This is a genomic window from Halovenus anhuiensis (assembly GCF_037080055.1).
Taxonomy (GTDB): Archaea; Halobacteriota; Halobacteria; order Halobacteriales; family Haloarculaceae; genus Halovenus.
Map to the genome: position 1 here is coordinate 1,123,444 of NZ_JBAOJI010000001.1, position 18,200 is coordinate 1,141,643.

General features: G+C 53.9%; 11 protein-coding genes, 1 pseudogene and 2 CRISPR repeat arrays. Of the genes and pseudogenes, 4 read left to right on the forward strand and 8 right to left on the reverse strand.

All coding sequences use genetic code 11. The features are described from left to right. Positions 1-40: 40 nt before the first annotated feature. Positions 41-3,151: a CRISPR direct-repeat array (repeat unit 37 nt; unit sequence GTTTCAATCCCGTTCTGGGTTTTCTGCCCGTCGCGAC). A 115-nt stretch (positions 3,152-3,266) separates the two neighbouring features. The 8 genes and pseudogenes from cas2 to cas6 form a co-directional block, all read right to left on the reverse strand. Next, entirely contained in the window at positions 3,267-3,539 is a 273-nt protein-coding gene (gene cas2, locus V8P86_RS05740; RefSeq protein ID WP_336326272.1) for a CRISPR-associated endonuclease Cas2, read from the reverse strand. A 2-nt stretch (positions 3,540-3,541) separates the two neighbouring features. Beyond that, positions 3,542-4,537, reverse strand: a complete 996-nt coding sequence (gene cas1d / locus V8P86_RS05745; RefSeq protein WP_336326273.1) for a type I-D CRISPR-associated endonuclease Cas1d — start codon at positions 4,535-4,537, stop codon at positions 3,542-3,544. Beyond that, complete coding sequence (cas4, locus tag V8P86_RS05750) at positions 4,534-5,139, reverse strand: CRISPR-associated protein Cas4 (RefSeq protein ID WP_336326274.1); 606 nt, start codon at positions 5,137-5,139, stop codon at positions 4,534-4,536. The genes cas1d and cas4 overlap by 4 nt, the downstream gene beginning before the upstream one ends. Before the next feature lie 15 nt (positions 5,140-5,154). Further along, positions 5,155-7,275 carry a type I-D CRISPR-associated helicase Cas3' gene (gene cas3, locus V8P86_RS05755; protein WP_336326275.1) on the reverse strand — a complete coding sequence of 707 codons (2,121 nt, stop codon included), beginning with the start codon at positions 7,273-7,275 and terminating at the stop codon, positions 5,155-5,157. Then, on the reverse strand, positions 7,272-7,994 hold the full coding sequence (gene cas5d / locus V8P86_RS05760) for a type I-D CRISPR-associated protein Cas5/Csc1 (RefSeq protein ID WP_336326276.1): 723 nt from the start codon (positions 7,992-7,994) through the stop codon (positions 7,272-7,274). Before cas5d ends, cas3 begins: the two co-directional genes overlap by 4 nt. A 4-nt stretch (positions 7,995-7,998) precedes the next feature. Beyond that, positions 7,999-8,985, reverse strand: coding sequence for a type I-D CRISPR-associated protein Cas7/Csc2 (gene cas7d, locus V8P86_RS05765; RefSeq protein ID WP_336326277.1), 987 nt, complete (start codon positions 8,983-8,985; stop codon positions 7,999-8,001). 13 nt (positions 8,986-8,998) lie between these two features. Next, a pseudogene (cas10d, locus tag V8P86_RS05770) lies at positions 8,999-11,977 on the reverse strand (type I-D CRISPR-associated protein Cas10d/Csc3). 21 nt (positions 11,978-11,998) lie between these two features. Then, positions 11,999-12,883: a CRISPR system precrRNA processing endoribonuclease RAMP protein Cas6 gene (cas6, locus tag V8P86_RS05775; RefSeq protein ID WP_336326278.1), complete on the reverse strand. Its 885-nt coding sequence runs from the start codon at positions 12,881-12,883 to the stop codon at positions 11,999-12,001. 120 nt (positions 12,884-13,003) lie between these two features. Between cas6 and csa3 the strand changes: the two genes are divergently transcribed. From csa3 to V8P86_RS05790, 4 genes are all read left to right on the forward strand, one after another. After that, positions 13,004-13,666: a CRISPR-associated CARF protein Csa3 gene (csa3, locus tag V8P86_RS05780; RefSeq protein WP_336326279.1), complete on the forward strand. Its 663-nt coding sequence runs from the start codon at positions 13,004-13,006 to the stop codon at positions 13,664-13,666. 116 nt (positions 13,667-13,782) lie between these two features. After that, positions 13,783-14,918: direct repeats of the CRISPR family, unit length 37 nt; unit sequence GTCGAAGCAGGTAGAAAACCCAGATCGGGATTGAAAC. A 718-nt stretch (positions 14,919-15,636) separates the two neighbouring features. Beyond that, positions 15,637-16,134 carry a DUF7344 domain-containing protein gene (locus V8P86_RS18895; protein ID WP_442909356.1) on the forward strand — a complete coding sequence of 166 codons (498 nt, stop codon included), beginning with the start codon at positions 15,637-15,639 and terminating at the stop codon, positions 16,132-16,134. Between the two features lie 135 nt (positions 16,135-16,269). Continuing rightward, the gene (locus tag V8P86_RS05785) at positions 16,270-17,424 is read left to right on the forward strand and encodes a CRISPR-associated protein Cas4 (protein WP_336326280.1); all 1,155 of its coding nucleotides are present in this window, start codon (positions 16,270-16,272) and stop codon (positions 17,422-17,424) included. Next, positions 17,411-17,974 carry a hypothetical protein gene (locus V8P86_RS05790; protein ID WP_336326281.1) on the forward strand — a complete coding sequence of 188 codons (564 nt, stop codon included), beginning with the start codon at positions 17,411-17,413 and terminating at the stop codon, positions 17,972-17,974. Before V8P86_RS05785 ends, V8P86_RS05790 begins: the two co-directional genes overlap by 14 nt. The last annotated feature ends 226 nt before the right edge of the window (positions 17,975-18,200 follow it).

Genomic DNA, 18,200 nt, shown 5'->3' on the forward strand with positions numbered 1-18,200 from the left:
CGACCCGAGGGTTTGACCTCGAGGCCAAGGCGATCGCCGCGTTTCAATCCCGTTCTGGGTTTTCTGCCCGTCGCGACCCGAGGGTTTGACCTCGAGGCCAAGGCGATCGCCGCGTTTCAATCCCGTTCTGGGTTTTCTGCCCGTCGCGACTTTCTGCGCTTCCGGTGCGTACGTGCCTCTGTAGTTTCAATCCCGTTCTGGGTTTTCTGCCCGTCGCGACGGTTGTCGCCCCACTGCGGGTGATCCACGTCGGCATGTTTCAATCCCGTTCTGGGTTTTCTGCCCGTCGCGACCCGTGTATCTAAATTCTAACTTCTCCCAGCAGCGGGTTTCAATCCCGTTCTGGGTTTTCTGCCCGTCGCGACAAATCAGGGTTTGTTTGTTCCTTCAACCACGTACAGTTTCAATCCCGTTCTGGGTTTTCTGCCCGTCGCGACAGGACAGCGGTGGCACATTCACATCGGACTCTGGTTGTTTCAATCCCGTTCTGGGTTTTCTGCCCGTCGCGACGTATCGGTTTGCACTCCTGCCAAGACACGATCTGAATGTTTCAATCCCGTTCTGGGTTTTCTGCCCGTCGCGACCAGCCTGCGACGGCTGGCGGTTATCGCAGTAATTATGTTTCAATCCCGTTCTGGGTTTTCTGCCCGTCGCGACATCTGCAGCTGCTTCGGCTGCGCGGTCGGCTGGAGATTGTTTCAATCCCGTTCTGGGTTTTCTGCCCGTCGCGACGCGGAACTCAGGCACCGATTCCGGGCCCTCGGACTGGGTTTCAATCCCGTTCTGGGTTTTCTGCCCGTCGCGACTTGACTGGGCGAGTGATGACCCGCCAAAGGCGGCGAGGTTTCAATCCCGTTCTGGGTTTTCTGCCCGTCGCGACCACACCACGGGCATTCGTCCGCGGGTTCGGGGAAGCGTTTCAATCCCGTTCTGGGTTTTCTGCCCGTCGCGACCCGCGCGGGCTGCCCGACGACTTCGCGCTGGAACGGTTTCAATCCCGTTCTGGGTTTTCTGCCCGTCGCGACGTCCGCGGACGGATCGATCGTCGTCGTGACAGTCGGTTTCAATCCCGTTCTGGGTTTTCTGCCCGTCGCGACCGAACACTACCGCGGCTCCTACTCGCCTGCAGTTCAGGTTTCAATCCCGTTCTGGGTTTTCTGCCCGTCGCGACATCCGCAGCTCGAACTGGTGCTGAATTATCAACTGGTTTCAATCCCGTTCTGGGTTTTCTGCCCGTCGCGACGCACCCATCGAGGCCGTCCGGCATGGCATCGACAAGTTTCAATCCCGTTCTGGGTTTTCTGCCCGTCGCGACCGGTTAGTTACTCCCGTCGCGGATCACGCCTTCGCGTTTCAATCCCGTTCTGGGTTTTCTGCCCGTCGCGACTCAGCGATGACGGCCCAGGGTTGCGCGAGCGGATCAGTTTCAATCCCGTTCTGGGTTTTCTGCCCGTCGCGACGAGCCAGACGTTCGGCGGCCAGTCGATCTCCATGTGTTTCAATCCCGTTCTGGGTTTTCTGCCCGTCGCGACCAGGAGGATCGACTCCTCCGCCTCGATCAGTTCGTTGTTTCAATCCCGTTCTGGGTTTTCTGCCCGTCGCGACACGACTGTATTCGATCCTGCAACGTGTATGTCTGCGTTTCAATCCCGTTCTGGGTTTTCTGCCCGTCGCGACCAGCGCACAAAAGAAACAGTCGCTCGTCGAGAACCGTTTCAATCCCGTTCTGGGTTTTCTGCCCGTCGCGACCGGCGTCGGTGACGTTGACTCCGGCCACGAAATTCAGGTTTCAATCCCGTTCTGGGTTTTCTGCCCGTCGCGACGGCAAGAGCTAAACTATCCGCTAAGTCGTCGTGTGGTTTCAATCCCGTTCTGGGTTTTCTGCCCGTCGCGACACTAGAGGGAATTGCCTCAATCTCACTAAACAGACTCCGTTTCAATCCCGTTCTGGGTTTTCTGCCCGTCGCGACCCGAAATCAGGATTGGTCTGTTCCTTCAACCAATGGCAGTTTCAATCCCGTTCTGGGTTTTCTGCCCGTCGCGACCGTCCCGACGTCCTCCGGGAGCTCGCGCTCGCGACTGTTTCAATCCCGTTCTGGGTTTTCTGCCCGTCGCGACCTTCTCTGGCCATTCGGCATGGCGTGTATATTCGTGCCCCATCAAGTTTCAATCCCGTTCTGGGTTTTCTGCCCGTCGCGACACTACGGGATCGAAGTCAACGACGACGACGACCTCGTGTTTCAATCCCGTTCTGGGTTTTCTGCCCGTCGCGACGTCGAAATCCTGTATGCAAGCGTATGCCGACTCGTGTTTCAATCCCGTTCTGGGTTTTCTGCCCGTCGCGACAATCGGAATACTAATCGGTTCGCCATTTTGCAATCGCGTTTCAATCCCGTTCTGGGTTTTCTGCCCGTCGCGACCGCTTCACCACGAACGTGCGGGTCTGCCGACTCTAGTTTCAATCCCGTTCTGGGTTTTCTGCCCGTCGCGACCACCGGAGACGACTGCTCCCACGCCGAGAATAATTAGTTTCAATCCCGTTCTGGGTTTTCTGCCCGTCGCGACTTGGCGGCGGAATCCGGCCGCGCGTGCTTGGAACAGTTTCAATCCCGTTCTGGGTTTTCTGCCCGTCGCGACGAAATGGGTCGGTTCAGTCGGGCGCTATCAAAAACTGTTTCAATCCCGTTCTGGGTTTTCTGCCCGTCGCGACGATTCGCCGATTATTATCGAGCGTCTTCCGAATCTCTCGTTTCAATCCCGTTCTGGGTTTTCTGCCCGTCGCGACCAAAAGAACGGTCGCTTATTGACGAGCGAGGAGTTCGTTTCAATCCCGTTCTGGGTTTTCTGCCCGTCGCGACCGTCGAGATCCTCGGCAAGTCGGAAATTGCCGGGGTGTTTCAATCCCGTTCTGGGTTTTCTGCCCGTCGCGACGATTCGCCGATGGCCGCCGCGCCGTTGGCAATCCACTGGTTTCAATCCCGTTCTGGGTTTTCTGCCCGTCGCGACGTGATACGAACGAGCCCCGGGCCATCGAGCAACTCGTTTCAATCCCGTTCTGGGTTTTCTGCCCGTCGCGACTCGTTCCTCTTTATTTCGTGTATTTTTGACTGGTTTGTTTCAATCCCGTTCTGGGTTTTCTGCCCGTCGCGACCGGGGGTGAAAATACAGCCATATGGGCAATAAACGTTTCTCAAGCACTCGTTGAGCCGAGTGATTTCGTGGACTGGGGCCGTACAGCTAATTAATAAGAGTCGATGAAGCAGTCCTCAGAGCACATTCGACTGCTCGTCCGGTGGATCGCTTCCGAGATCAGTTGTCGAGTCGAGACAGGCATCACAGAGGCGGTAGATTCGTATGCGATCTCCGTCGGAAGGGTCAATAAGAGATTCCAGTTCATCCTCCAACTCGACACGATCCGTTTTGCTGATCTCAAGCTCGAAAACACTATATTGCTGCCAAGCTCCGTACCGTTCCAGCGCGTTGTATACTCGTCGTCGATTCGAGTCGTCGCTAATGTCGTAAGCAATTGCGAGTCGCATTGTTAGCGCTTGAATGTCAGTGCGTGGTAGTTGTCCATCTCGCCAGTGATTGCTTTCCGGAGCAGAATTGCTTGCTGTCGAATTGCCTTCCGACGGGTCACTGTGTACTCGAAGTGTGGGTGCTCAAACTCCTCCTGCATGAATTCGTCAAACTTTGAGAGGTACGTTTTGAACGCATCATCTCCCAAGCGATTGTCGTTGTTGAAGTCGTCATGAACGATCGTTCCACGGTTGACCAGCCGTGTCACGAGTGCATCACAGAAGATTGGCCGGAATTCCTCCTGGAGATCAAGCGCGAGAGAGGGGCGGCCGTGTCGGTCTGCATGGAGCACTCCCAAGAATGGATCGAGGTTGTACTGCCGGAGTGCGCTCATGACTTCGTTTTTCATGAAGACATAGGTGAGCGACAGCAAGGAATTGATGTGATCTTCAGGCGGGCGCTTGGTTCGTTTCTCGAACGTCCAGCCGTCGACGAGCGTCTCATCGAGTCGGTCGAAGTACCGTTCCGCTGCTTCTCCTTCTGCACCGCGGAGTTCATCTTTCGTTTTCGTCTTCTCGACCCGAACTCCAAGATCTTTCAACACATCGGTCCCGGTGACTCCCTTCCGAGAAAGCAGCGTTCGCTGGTTCCGGATCTTTCCGGCGATCATCTCTCTGGCGATTTCGAGTTCTCGCGCCGGATTCAAGGCGTACTGGGCCCGGCGGACCTCTGCAATCGTGTTCTTTTCCGGAACAAAGCTTCCGCGGTACTTCCCGTTCTGGGTGAAGTAGTTGAGGACGATTCCGTGTTCGTTCGCTTCCGCAACGAAAGGTGTTGAGAAGTTCACACCGCCGAAGACGTTGATTGTATCCAGTTTTTCTTTGGGATAGGATCCAAGTTCCCCATCATCGCCATCGACATCCCAAATGACGATTCGTCCGCCGTCTGTTCGTACCTGTGATCCCTGCGTCGTCACGTAAATGACCGACTCGTCGAACATTCCTTCCGGTGATTTCATAGCTCGTCCTCCCAGCCCGTGCCACGGACTTTCTCTGGTTCGAGATTAGCAGTTTCTGCTGGCATGCAATACGTGCGTGCTGAACAAGCCTCACACTTCGATGGGTTGTCTGTGAACGGTGGAATGTTGTCGACTGTCATCGCTTCGATTCGAGAAATGATTTCACGAACAGTTCGACGATGCTTTTCAGAAATACGGATTGCGTGCCGGGTATCCGTCGAGTAGAGATAGATGTAGCCGACATTGACCGACTCGCCGATAGCATCCTCAAGCAGCATGCAATAGCCGGCGAGTTGCACCTCATCACTTGGATAGTACTCGCCACTTTCAGCCCGCTTGCGTTCGACTGGAGTCAGTACATCGTCGTCCTCAATGAGGTCAATCTTCCCGTGCATTCCAAGCTGATCTGACCGGAAGTACCGTTCTGTGATCCAGCCGCCGCGGTTCGCTTGATGTTCGTGTTTCGATCGCCCGTCGACGAGTTCGTACGGCGTGCCGATCTGATCCTGATACCGCTGGTAGTAGAACCGACGGGGGCAGTAGACATACTCGTTGAGCGCGCTCACCTGTACAAGTTCGTCCCTGAAGCTCGATTCAGCCATTCGAGACCACCTCGTTCACAGCCCGATCAACTCCTCGTCGTCATCTTCTTCCATCACATGGCAGTGGAGGTACAGCGCGTCCGTCCCAAGAGCCAAACTGGCCGCTGTTTCTCCCTGTAGGGCGACAGGATACAAAAAGAAGAACTCATCAAGATTGTATCGTTCCTTGGTAACTGTTGGTTTGGTCGAAACGGGGTAGCAGAGTAGTCCGCCGCCATTGCCGGGGGTTCGTTCGCGTCGAGATCGCAGCCGATCATTGAGTGTGCTAAGTGATTGGATACGGTTTTGACTCTCCCCGTTCGGATCGACTGATAGCTTAACGCCATCAACTACCTTTGGGACGCGACTCGTATCCCCGGAACCGTTATTGAGCCAGCTGCTGAGTCGCGGGCCGGTGAACGCGACACTTCGTCCCCAGCCATCTTCGGTAGTCTGAATGGTACCGCTGTACAGACAGAACCCATCCACATATCGGGCCGTCCGTGATACCTGTTCCTCGTACTCCGCGGGAACGATCCGCTCAAATTCCACTTCCGTGACAAATTCGACATCACCGTACCGAAGGAGGTAAAACAGATCGTAGGTTCGAACGGTGTCTTCGGTCTGATCGTACACGAGGGCTTGGACTGAATCGCCACGGTACCACTGCAGTTTTTCCAGGACGCGCCAGTCAATCGATTCCTTCGCACGCTGAATATCGTCCGAATCCAGTCGAACGTTTGTTCCGTCGAGAAAGTGCCGCTGTATCCGGTTTTGGCCAGCGATCACGATATCGTCCTGCTGCTCCGAACTCGCGTCTCGAAGCCGATTATCAATGTGCTGTAATTCCTCGGGTGCCGAATATCGCCAGCCGAAACTCGTTGGTTGTCGAGGTTCGGGATAGGTCTCATCGAGAATTTCATCAAGGTCACGACGAGTCAGTTGCTTATCCTCGTGAGGCGACAGATCATGGGCAATCTGTCTGGGTACGTAACATCGAGCGCGACAGGTTTTTGTCTTGGTTCGTAGCCGACCGAGCCGTTGCAGAAAACTCGCATGGTTGTGTCCAGCAAACAAGAGGCGGTCGATGTCGAAGTCGATCCCGACCTCGACGGCCGAATTGCTCACTAACACATCAAACGAGTGTAACTTTTTGGCCTTGTTTTCGCTGTGGAAGCCATCGATCCGTTCGACCTGCCGGTCGAGTTCGTCGTCCAACTGCTCAAAAACGCGTTGTACTTCGTGGATTCCGTCGAGGATGATCGCAACCCTGTCTCGATCCGCATCGGGGTCGCTTTGATCTCGGCAGAACGAAATCAGGTCATCAAGGTCATCACCCAATAGCCGATCCGCAGTACCGAACGTCGGTGCCGTTCGAACATCCAGCTCTACGGGTGGCATAACCGCTCCCCAGCCCTCGGGAGATGATCCGGAAAACGACGTTCGTTCCGTTGTATCCGTCTCGGTGAGCAAATAATACGGGGCTGCCATCGCATGCTTGAACCGTCGTTCCTGTTGCTCATCCGGAGTCGCACTCAGGAAGACGATCTTGTCAAGTTTGTGCTGTCGTTGCGGACGCTCATAGAGTTCATCAAGTAGATACCGAAGCGTATTCTGCTCCTTTTGTCCCGCTCGGTGGAACTCATCGACGACGATGAACGGGAATCTCTTGTACGCCCGGCTGGCGTTGCGATACAGATCCCGACACATCATCACAAAGATATCGGGGTTGGTCAGCAGAATAACCTGATTTCCCTTCCGCTTTTCAGCCCGATACCACCGGTGGATCGCTTCCCCATTCGATTGCACCCCGAATTCGCTTCGTTTGTCAGCCAACTTCTCTGACGTGACTGTTAGAACACTTACTTCATGATCGGCTGCATCGCTTGCTTCGTTCACTTGCTCCGTCTGATCGACTACCAGCGCGTTCGTCGGGTAGATCGCAATCGTGTCAATTTCTTCGGAGAGGGCTGGCGCGAGCCACGAGGAGGTCTTCCCACCGCCGGTCGGACTATCGTTGACCGCAATGAACTCCTCATCTCGACCGACATGCTCTCTGAGTGCAAGCTGATGGGCGTACGGCTCGTAATCGAAGAGGTACGGTTCCTCGTGTTGTCGCAACGCGACCCCGTCAAGCGAAAGCTGGGTTTCGGTCATCGTTTTTGTTTGAGGAACGTCAGATCTCGGGGGAACGAAACGGTATCAGGATCGGTTGGTGCCTCCGACCGGTCGATTTTGAGGTGGCTTCCTTCGTAATCGCCTTGGAGGATGATCGGCGTCGGTTTCATTGATTTTGTGATGACGTTGGCTTTCGGCACCGAATCGTGATCATACGCCCCAATGGGGTGATTCAGGCGGAAATTCCCTGTCTGTTCGGATACCTCCCGAACGCTCGTCTCAAACCGAGCTTTGCCGCGCTTCTTCCCCAGCCGAATATACTGCGGGAGGCGCGATTGGAGTTCGCTGGCCGACTGACTGCGTGGAATAAGGAAACAGCGGAGCTGTGTTCTCTGTGCCAGTGACCGCCGCCGGCCGAACGAGGGGAGGTTCTGTTTTTCGTACGGATCATCCTCCGCAGAGTAGTTTATTTCAGCATACTCGTCTCTCGTCGCGTTGTACGTCGTCGTGGTGTAGTTCGGACTGACCCCGGGCACCGGTGCCGCTGGCGAGACGTACACGTCATCGGCGATGTCGTCGGTATCGTCAATATACGTCGGTTCGAAGCTCGTATCGACGTACCGGCCGCTTGCAAGCCCGAGGGCGTAGTAGAGGGCGGTGTTCAAGATGTATGGTTCTGTAACCGCCAGCCGACCTACCTCTCGGGAAGTGAACGTCACTTCCCCGCACGTCCGGATTGTTGCCTCTAGCACATCCATTGGCTTACTCCGGATCGGGCAGGAATTGACGGGAGTATTCGCGTTGCTCGGCGAGAACATCGCCAAACTCGTCGCCAGTTGCGATATCAAGCAGTTCAGAGACAGTCTCGTCGGAAACGCGACTGAGGTCAAGACCGTCAGCTGAAATCGACTCCTCGAAGGAGTCCCGAACGTGTCCGGCAACGCGCTCCGGATCGAGGTTCTCCGCGCTTGTTACGTCCTGAAGCGAATCATACTCGACAGCCGGATCGTCTTGGAGTCGACGAATCGCATCGCGCGTCAGTTCGAGATTGGCCGAGCCTTCCTCGCTTCCCGCATACACACCGAGGATGTGGTTTTTCGTTCGGCCGATTCGTGAGGTCGTCGCACCGTACCGCTTGTTTTTCCGGGTAATCCCGAGGACGAAGGCGAGTTCAGCCGGAGTTGCATCCCGAAGTGTGACGACCGACGGGAAGAGCGTCCCCGGTTCGAAGAAGTCGGGTTCACGAATCGTTGCCTCGGCGGTCTTTGCGTAGTCACCGCCGGGAGCGTTCTGGAACTTCTCGTCGATGATGACTGTTGCATCCCGTAGGGTGTAGGCCGTATCGTACATCACCCGCGAGGTGATCGAGATCGCGTCGTCCCCGGCAGCACTCCCATAGAGGATACATTCGGGACAGTCTTGGCACATCTCGTTGACCTGCATCGTACAGTCGTCCTCGTCATCATCGAAGAGACCGAGATCGCGCTGGAGGGCCTTCCCAAATCGGCGATCACTACCAGTCTGCTTTCGCATGAACATGAGACCGGGGGAATACTCATCGCGGTCATCACCGTCGCTGACCGCGACGCTTGCCAGATCCGCGTCTTGGCCGTTCGTCGTAAACACCGCGTGGCTCTGCAGTTCGCGGAGCACGAGGATGTTAACGAAGTTGTTCTGCGGGCGGAGGTTCATTTCGTCCGGTGCAACGGTGCCGCTTTCGAGTTCAGGGTAGGTGTCGTGATCGATCATTGTCTTGAGGGTGTTATTTGTCGTCCGATTCGTCCTGATAGTGGTCGCGCTGGAGGCGTCGTGTCGCCGCGTAGAATCCGTCAGCGAGGTTGTTCTCCCGGCGTTTGAGTCGAGACGGCTTCCCATCGAACATCCCGAGGAACACCTCGTCGACGAAGAACTCGGCGTAGTGATCGACGCGTTCGTCGAATGACCCGCCGTGGGTGCTCTCCTCGTGGCCGACCGGGTACACCTGTTCGCTTCGGTCTACAATTTTCCCGACCCGGCCAGCGACCGCATCGATTGCGTCCTGCCGAGAGGGTTCGTACGCGCCGAACTCTTTGATCGCCTTGACACTCTCACGGAACACGCGTTCGATTGCATACGGCTTCCGATTCGTCGGATCGGGCCGAATCACGTCGAAGGCGCGGCGTGAGAGTTCCGAAATTGTATCGTATGTTTGTTCTGTCATTGTTGTAGTGAAGTGTGATTACCGCTCGATTCGCTGCCCTGTCTCCTCGTCAAGAACCCGCGCTTCCTCTAGCAGAAACCCGGCGTCACTGCCGTCATCGGTCTGTGCGAGCCGTTTGAGCAGGTATGACCCCGGAAGCCACTTGTTCCGGGTCGCACGGAGGTACTTCGCAAACAGGGCATCGTCCCGCTCTGCCCCGTACCCCAGTTGTATCAGCGCGGCTGCCGCGTTGAGCCGGGATCGAAGCTCCGACAGCGGAATATCGGTGCCGTAGAAGTCGTGAACCTGCGTGAATCCGCCACCGATCCGGGCGTAGGTCTGGAAATCGCGGCCCCGGACATCCGGAATCGGCGATTCGGAGACGACTACCCGAAGACCGGTGTAGGCACTCAACGCAAGCGCGACGAAGACACCGAAAAGCTGGAACTCGGTATCGTTGTCGGTCGGTTTGAAATAGCCGAACGTGCGTGAACCGTACTGGCTGTTCGGATCGAAGCCCTGATCCAAGGTTTCGATCATCGAGCGGCCGTGATCGTTATCCAGCAGCGCGGCCACATACGAGCCGAGTACTTCCTTGTCTTCCGACGGTGAGATGCCACCGTCACCGACTCGGAGAACCGCCTCGGCGAGCCGTCCAAGTTCCGTTTTTGCCTCGTTGTGGAAGTTTGCCGTGAACGTTGAGTACTGCTGCCACGACAGCGGCGTGTAGAAGTAATCCGGGACGAAGTGGAACCAGAGTCGGCCACCCTCACGACGCCCCGAGCCTGTTTCCCGCAACGACAACTCGATTTTGCAGGGATAGCAGGCGAGGAGTTCGTCGGGCTTCCCGGAATCGACGGCGATATGATTCGAGTAGCCCGCCTGAAGAGTCGTGAGTGACTTCGGGGCTTTCATATCCCCTTTCGTGCCTGTTGTCCCGCGATTACAGAGGACACATGTTTTGCCGCGGCGACTGCCCGAATACTCCTCAAACGGGTCGGTAAGGGCATCTGAATCCCCCTCAACAGGGCGACCATCGACCGCGATAACATCGTTGAGATACGTGGTCAACTCGGATCGAAGGTTGCCAGCGTGTTCGGTTTCAACGATTTTAGCCCAGTCTGTGTCGATCTCATCAAGGGCGTCAGAAACTCGTTTGGCCAGTGCCGTACTGTCAACGACCCCTTCGTTTAGCAGAGCCTGCCCGATGCCATAGGAGTAATCCCACTTCCCGCCAGCGGTGAGTGAGAGTTCTTCGGCTGCAGTTTCGAGGCTATCCTGAACCGCACCGGAAACGCCGAAGACGGCACACGTCGCAGCGAGTTCGGAGCGATCATCGTCGGCTTCGGCGACAACTGGATCAACGAATGATCGCTTGACGGTATAGACGAGGCGAGCGAGTCCAACAGGCTCCCGTGTCCGGTCAATATTGAACGGGAGATACGCTTCAAGTTCTTCCATGGTATCCACCATATTGTCCGTGGGATCGGACGACGGATCGGCATCCGTGGTTCCTTTCAGCGCAACTGCTTTGAGCACCGTTTCCGGGCCGGCATAGAAGAAATCCTGATCGTTGATACCGTAGAACCCTTGAGATCGCACAGTCAGATTTTGCACCAACTGACCGTGATCTTTGTAGGCTTCGTGAGAGTTCTGGATGTTCTCTTTCAGATTGGCGAACGTCTTCGTTACGAACTCCTCATCCAATTCAGGAGTATCTGCCTCTTCGGGAGCCATGTACACGCAACCGTCTTGATAAATCAGCAGTCGCTCGTAGGACGCTTGCTCCAGTGTCTCGGCGACTGCAGCGTTGACGAGATTCGTCAAAATCCCCTTGATATCGGTGAGGCTGTGCCGTCGCAGGTCAGCGGCAGCGTTCGGATAAGCGTGCTGCACTGCATCGGTTACACTACGTCCTGTTGCCGCCTCAGGAGTCTCGCTTGACGCCAGTGCGTCCGCCAGCCGAATCAGTGGGCGATAGCCATCAAAGACGTGTGTCGTCTGATCAGGGTTTGCTTCCCAACTGTCGTGGTGATCGATAGCACACGAATGGAAGTCCACCATCGTCAACGACTCGGCCCAGTCTAAGAGTCCGAATCGCTCTACGTACGATTCGATTTCCGATTCGGGAATATCGAACCGAGTATCCGCATTCTCGTCGCGATCTTCATTGAGCTTGTGAACATCGTGAATCGTGAACAGCGCGATGACATCCCGAAGCTCCCCTTCGTTATATCGGTGGCCATCGACGGCTTCGATAGCCTCGTTCACACGTGCGAGTGCTGTGACACCGTTCCGAACGTGGTTGACCAGCGATTGATCGGTCTTGTCGAACTCGACGCTTTTTGCTTGCTTGAACCCCCAGCCGGCATCGACAAGTTTCGGATCAATGTCTTCGTGGAACGCGTTGACTATCTGTTCCTCAACAGTCCCTGTTCCCTCCTCATCAGCGGATTCTCCAGCCGAGCTATCGTTGGCTGGATAGTGATCCAAGAGGCCAGCCATCGCGTCGGTAACCGTCTCATCTTGGAAATCGCCCAGTTGTGCGTTGGAATCAGTCATTGAATTTTCCTCCGTTGCTCGTTAGCTATCGGTTATTTTTACAGAAACGTCGCCACAACCCCGGGCGACAGCACTCCCGACTCCCGAGTGTTCGGCGAACAGCGCGAGAGCCGTCACTGCGTTCACCACGGACTCGTTGGCATTTTTGAACGTGTATGCGCACGTCCCCGAGAAACCCTGACGAAAGATCGGCTGGGTGCCACCGCCAGGATCGTTGACGCGGTTGACAAGCACGCTGTGGGTATCGTAACTCAGGGCGTCGGGTTTCTCGATTACCGATTCGACTAGCGTCTCCCGTCCCACATTGAGGGGCAGCTCCTCGGGGGCCGTGTTGTCCCACTTGCCGAGCAGGCTGCCAAAAACGGCCGTTCGTGTCGGGAACATCGTCGTCACCGAACCACCCTCCTCGATACACGTCGGCGTTCGGAACTCCATCTCAATTGTTGGATTATCACACGTATTCGCACGGTTTAGCAACGCTGCGTGTGTCGTATTCTCGCTCTCGAACCGTTCGACGTGTAACTGTCCGTGACTCAATTCAATGGTCTCGTTCTGCAGTACAAGCGCATTTACCAGCGCTTGGAACACGTCGGCATCGTCGGGATGCACAATTCCAAGCGACAGTTCGTAGGTCTCACCGGGGAGCAACGTCTTGTGGTGTGATCGATCACTGCCTCCAAATTCACCCAACAGTCCACTGCAGTGTAGACTTCCGAGCGAGGAGTCGTGTACACTCTGTCCGACTTCCTCATCAACGTCCGATAGGACCGAAAGCAACGCAGAGTAGACGGAATAGCCGTCCGACTGTGGGACTGGAAATCGCGACTCGGGTTGAACCCATGCAGTTACTTCCCGTAACTGCGAATCCCCATCGGTGGCTTCTTTCCGACCGTTCGTAATTGCCATGATAACCCGTTCATTAGGAGGTTACTAAAACCTATCTCTGTTCTGAGATGAGTAATAAAACGCACCGAATGCACTCGTATGCAGCGACACGCATTTACTCCGTGCCGGTCAGATTAGGCTATGCGGACTTATATCTCTCCGATTGGGTACGATACCCGACGTGTAACCCGTCCTGTCATCAACACAGGCCTAAGCAGCGAAGATACGGTGCAGTTGCTCCGTCCAGAGCAGGAATCAGACACGGAACAAGCATCGCAGGCTGTTGCAGATGTCAAGCAACTACTGCAGGAAATTGAACCGGAATCAAGCTGTGTTGTCACGAGGATTACAACCAGTTCGTTTGAGGAGACCGTTCGAGAGTGCTGCGAGGTCTTCATGGGGATCCAGGAGGAGAATGAGACGATTGTCTCGTTAGGTGGGGGAGCACGAGATATTTTGCTTCCGCTGACGGTATCAGCACTTGTATTCCAGTGGCAAATTGATCGGGCGCTGTTTTTCAGCGATCTCGACGGTGAGATACGAGAGTGGCCGCTGCCAGTGCTGGCTGCGCAAGTCCCACAGCGAACGATGGACACGTTTGAGACAATCGTCAGTGCAGGAGAGTGGATTTCATTGTCGAAGATTGCAGAGGAGACCGATCAGTCGAAGAGTACGGTGATCCGTCATGTGAACGACCTCGAAGCAGTTGGCGTTGTAGAGAGTGATAGTAGTAACAAAATCAAACGGGTGCGCAATTCGTTCTCAGGGGAATTATTCCAGTTGGCACAGGGACCACCCCTCTGAAAGACTCTTTCATCAACCCTTTTCAGTTGCCTGTACAGCCGGGGTTGACGAAAATCTGGCTTGATTTTGAGACAGGAGAAACAATTATACGATGTCTGGCGCTATTTCCACCCCCTGTCGAAGCAGGTAGAAAACCCAGATCGGGATTGAAACCGAATCGGACGGCCGCAAAGGCCCCGACATCAAGGTCGACGACGTGCTGTCGAAGCAGGTAGAAAACCCAGATCGGGATTGAAACTGTCCACCTCGGTCTCGTCGAGGGTGAACGGCTTGGTCGAAGCAGGTAGAAAACCCAGATCGGGATTGAAACTCACCCGGAGGCTGGTATAGAATGGTTTGCGTGCGTCGAAGCAGGTAGAAAACCCAGATCGGGATTGAAACAGACCGCCGCCGACGACAACAACGACAGCGAGGAGGTCGAAGCAGGTAGAAAACCCAGATCGGGATTGAAACTCGCCGTGATCGTCGTAGTGCGCGAGTGCGTACGTCGAAGCAGGTAGAAAACCCAGATCGGGATTGAAACCGACCGCGGCGTCCGATATCCCGTCACGACGGACGGGTCGAAGCAGGTAGAAAACCCAGATCGGGATTGAAACTTATCTGCAACTAAGTGATGATAATGATTGCCAGCCGTCGAAGCAGGTAGAAAACCCAGATCGGGATTGAAACAGCAAGTGCTCGAAGAGTCAAGCGAAGAAGATCCTGTCGAAGCAGGTAGAAAACCCAGATCGGGATTGAAACGGCTCGGATCGGGGTCATACTCGGAGCGTTGCCTCGTCGAAGCAGGTAGAAAACCCAGATCGGGATTGAAACAGTTCTTCGTGGGCGGTCTCGAACGCCTGCCTGATGCGTCGAAGCAGGTAGAAAACCCAGATCGGGATTGAAACGTGTCAATCGGGTGTCTAACCCTGTCTAACCCCGGGGGTCGAAGCAGGTAGAAAACCCAGATCGGGATTGAAACGCGCAGCGCGCGAGAGGTCAAGAAAATGGAAACCAGTCGTCGAAGCAGGTAGAAAACCCAGATCGGGATTGAAACCAGATGCAGGACGAGCAGCGGCGGATCAAAAACCCGTCGAAGCAGGTAGAAAACCCAGATCGGGATTGAAACTTCTCGAAGGGGTTTTCATCATCGGGGCCGGGAGGTCGAAGCAGGTAGAAAACCCAGATCGGGATTGAAACCGGTCGTTATTAATGTTGGATCCGTTAATGAAGGACGTCGAAGCAGGTAGAAAACCCAGATCGGGATTGAAGCTTAGTCGGGATCGGGCAGGACCTTCCTGCCGTTAAAGTTTCAGACGAACTTAGTTGGATATTCACAGCCCAAAGCAAAGACCCAAACAAATCAAATTCATCAATAAACCACCACAATTACAGTTCTATTCCTTCCAATAGAGGGCCACGGAACATCTCATACGGTCATCTGAAAGAAAGTGACTTTGTTGAGTTGGGTTTGCAATGGGTGAGCAAAATCAATATCAGTTCAGGATGGTTCTGGAAAATTACCTACGTCGTCTTGTTGGGCGAAGAAGCTTAGTTAGCTCAGTTAATATTTTTCTCGTAACGCATTGGGAGACCACCAAACAGCACCAGATTCACCCACTTTCTTCATTTCGAGATTCCCCTCGTTAGCAAGACCTCGGAGACGGTCAAAAGCTCCGCGTCGGCCGAGATCTATTTCGTCTGCCACTTCTTTTGTTGTGAGCACTGGATCAGAAGCCTCTCGAAATACTTCTAGAATCTCAGTATCAGATACGGTCGGTTTCCGACCCGGTCCTGCCATTATTGACAGACGCTGAAGCCATTTGTATAGTCATTCGCTCATATCGAGGTTCTAATTCCTCGAAAGGAATATATACGATTCTTCATCGTATCGGAATGGATGCTCAAACTACAACAACTTCGCAACGGAAGCACCAGACGAGAGACTCACACCGAGCGATCAACTCATCCCTTTAGACGGGGGGTCTAACATGAGGGATTCACACCGAGCAGTCTCTGAATATACCGACCAGTCACTGTCTGCAATCCACCACGCTCTAAGAGCCTCGCGCAGACGTTCCGTAATCGGACTCGTTGCTCATCGAGCGATCCCATTAGGATCCAATGGACGAAAGAGAGATACTGCAAGTAGGCAACCTCTGGATAAGGATACAGTAGTAACGGTACGACAGCTGTCGAGAGAGATAGTTTCGATTGAGGAAGATGTCTCGCTGGACCAAGCAACCGGAGACCCATATCATAACGTCTATACTTCACTTATTCAGACACATCTTCCAAAATTGGACGAGATTGGTGCTATCGTATATAATGGGGATCGGAAGGTGGTTACGCCTGATGAAAATTTAGTCGCACTGGCGATGGTAACTTCGATCACATCTCCTATTGCCCAAGTACTCTTCCACAATGCAATAGCAGACCTATACAGAAGGGATGGTGAGTCAGTTTTGCGGGATTCAATGGGCGATTGATGAGGTAGGATACATTCTAAATTCTATTTGTGATGTCTGGATACCAAATTCAAGGGCAAACTGATTATGGTGAAGAGAGACTCTGTTGCTCAGAGGTTCAGCAATCAAGACGAAGAATCATACAGAAGAAAGCCAATGAATGTTGAGAAGGATACAGCGGAAGCGACGGCAGAGGAACAAACGAATCAGTTGCCTTCGAAGGGAGAGAAAAAGACGCCAAGTCAGATCATCAGAACAATTTCCTCAGAGACTTTCGACCAATGGTACAAAAAGAGAGAGTTCAGACAGAATATCAGAGGAGGAACACCTTATTTCAACGGTCCAAGCCAAGTCAAATCACCAGAACGTCACAGTCCGAGCAGTCTTCTTCAGTGTCACCGTAAAACGGCTTACAACCAATTGAACGCACCAGCAGAAGCTGGCGATCCAACAGGGATTTTCTGGATCGGGTCACAGTTTGAGGAGAAAATCGCACTCCCCTACTTACAGAGAGTCGTAGCTACAACCGACAAATATGTCACAAACTCACTATGGGTGGATTTCACAGAGAGTACTGATGTAGGTGAGATTAGAATTAAAGGTGAGACTGATCCGGTCATCGTCAACGCTGATTCTGAACCACTACTGCTCACTGAAATCAAAACAAAGGATTCAGTCAAGAACATCGAATCGCCCAACAAGCACCATCGTGCGCAAGCACATGCGTACATGAAAGGGTTGTCAGAAAAGCACTCCCGAAAAGTCACAGACGCAATTATCCTCTACGGGGGAAGAACAAATCTGGATGTACAGACATTCCATGTCGAGTTTGATCCCTGGTTCTGGAGTAAGACTGTCGTCAACTGGGCTGAAAAACACACTGAGTATAGGGTACATCAAGAACTGCCTCCAGCGGAACCAGAGTACAATTGGGAATGCAAGTTCTGCTCATATCGTGAACGGTGTGGGAAGGGGGACACAGACTATGAAGATATTGGGCCGACTGGATTCCTTCCTGGTGTTTCAAAATATCCAAAGGAGAAAGTAGTCGAATATCTCAGAGCCCGCGACGGAGCAAAGCTCACGCCAATACTCGCAGCTCAGTATCCAGAACTCACTGAGGAATATCAAGTACATGACTGGGAGTGTCAAGAGTGCAGCGCCGCGTATCCCTGGGATGCAATCGATTGGGATAGCAGTGCAGTAGACCTCCCTCGATGTCCAGAATGTTCTGACAGTGAGCCGGTGGCATTACTCGGTGGACCACGACCAGCTGACCAATTTGGGGGTGGAAAACATGGCGACGAGTAGCTGGATTCAGTTGGATGATCGCCGGGCAAGTTGGCTCTTTCTCTTGATCGGAGGAGAGCAAGAGTCAAATGAGAGTTCCATCTCAACACCATCTGGCGAACAACAATACTGGGAAATCGGTATCGCAAATGCTAATGAATTCGTTAATTCAAAAGCCGCGCGGCTTGACTGTGCAGGGATTACATCAGAGACTGATCTCGTCGACGCACTCATGGAGGTGCTCAATCGCTATCGATATGAAAAAACCCTCATCATCACACCAAGAAATGAGACGGTCCAGTACTTGCGCCGATGTTTGTTGAGGTCAGATATAGATAAGCCGTCACTGCGTGGCTTCAGACAAACAAGTGTTGAAGCCAACTTAGAGGAGTATTTTGGCCAGAGCTTGAACGATTATGGCGTTGATCCCGCAATTGGAACACTACCACGTCAGACTGAAGCTGGGCAGCCACAAGTCGTGAGTGCAGGAGCTTCACGGGAATTGTGGGAACATTGGCAACGAATCTTCCGTCTGCTTCCGGCTACCAAACTCACTGGTGAGGCCCTATGACGAGTCTTCAATCCTCCGCAAGAATAGAGACACTCAGTCTGGTATCAGACGAGCGGTCTGGAGATGTCCAATTGAGTCAATTCATCCGATCGCAAGCGGGCGATCTGACATCAAGAAAGAGTGGACACCAGGATTCTGCAGAACCCAGATTCGGTACTTCCCAACCGGCGTAAGCAGCGGAGCTGAAGCGTCGCTCTGATTGAGGAAGATGTCCGGTTCAGAAGTG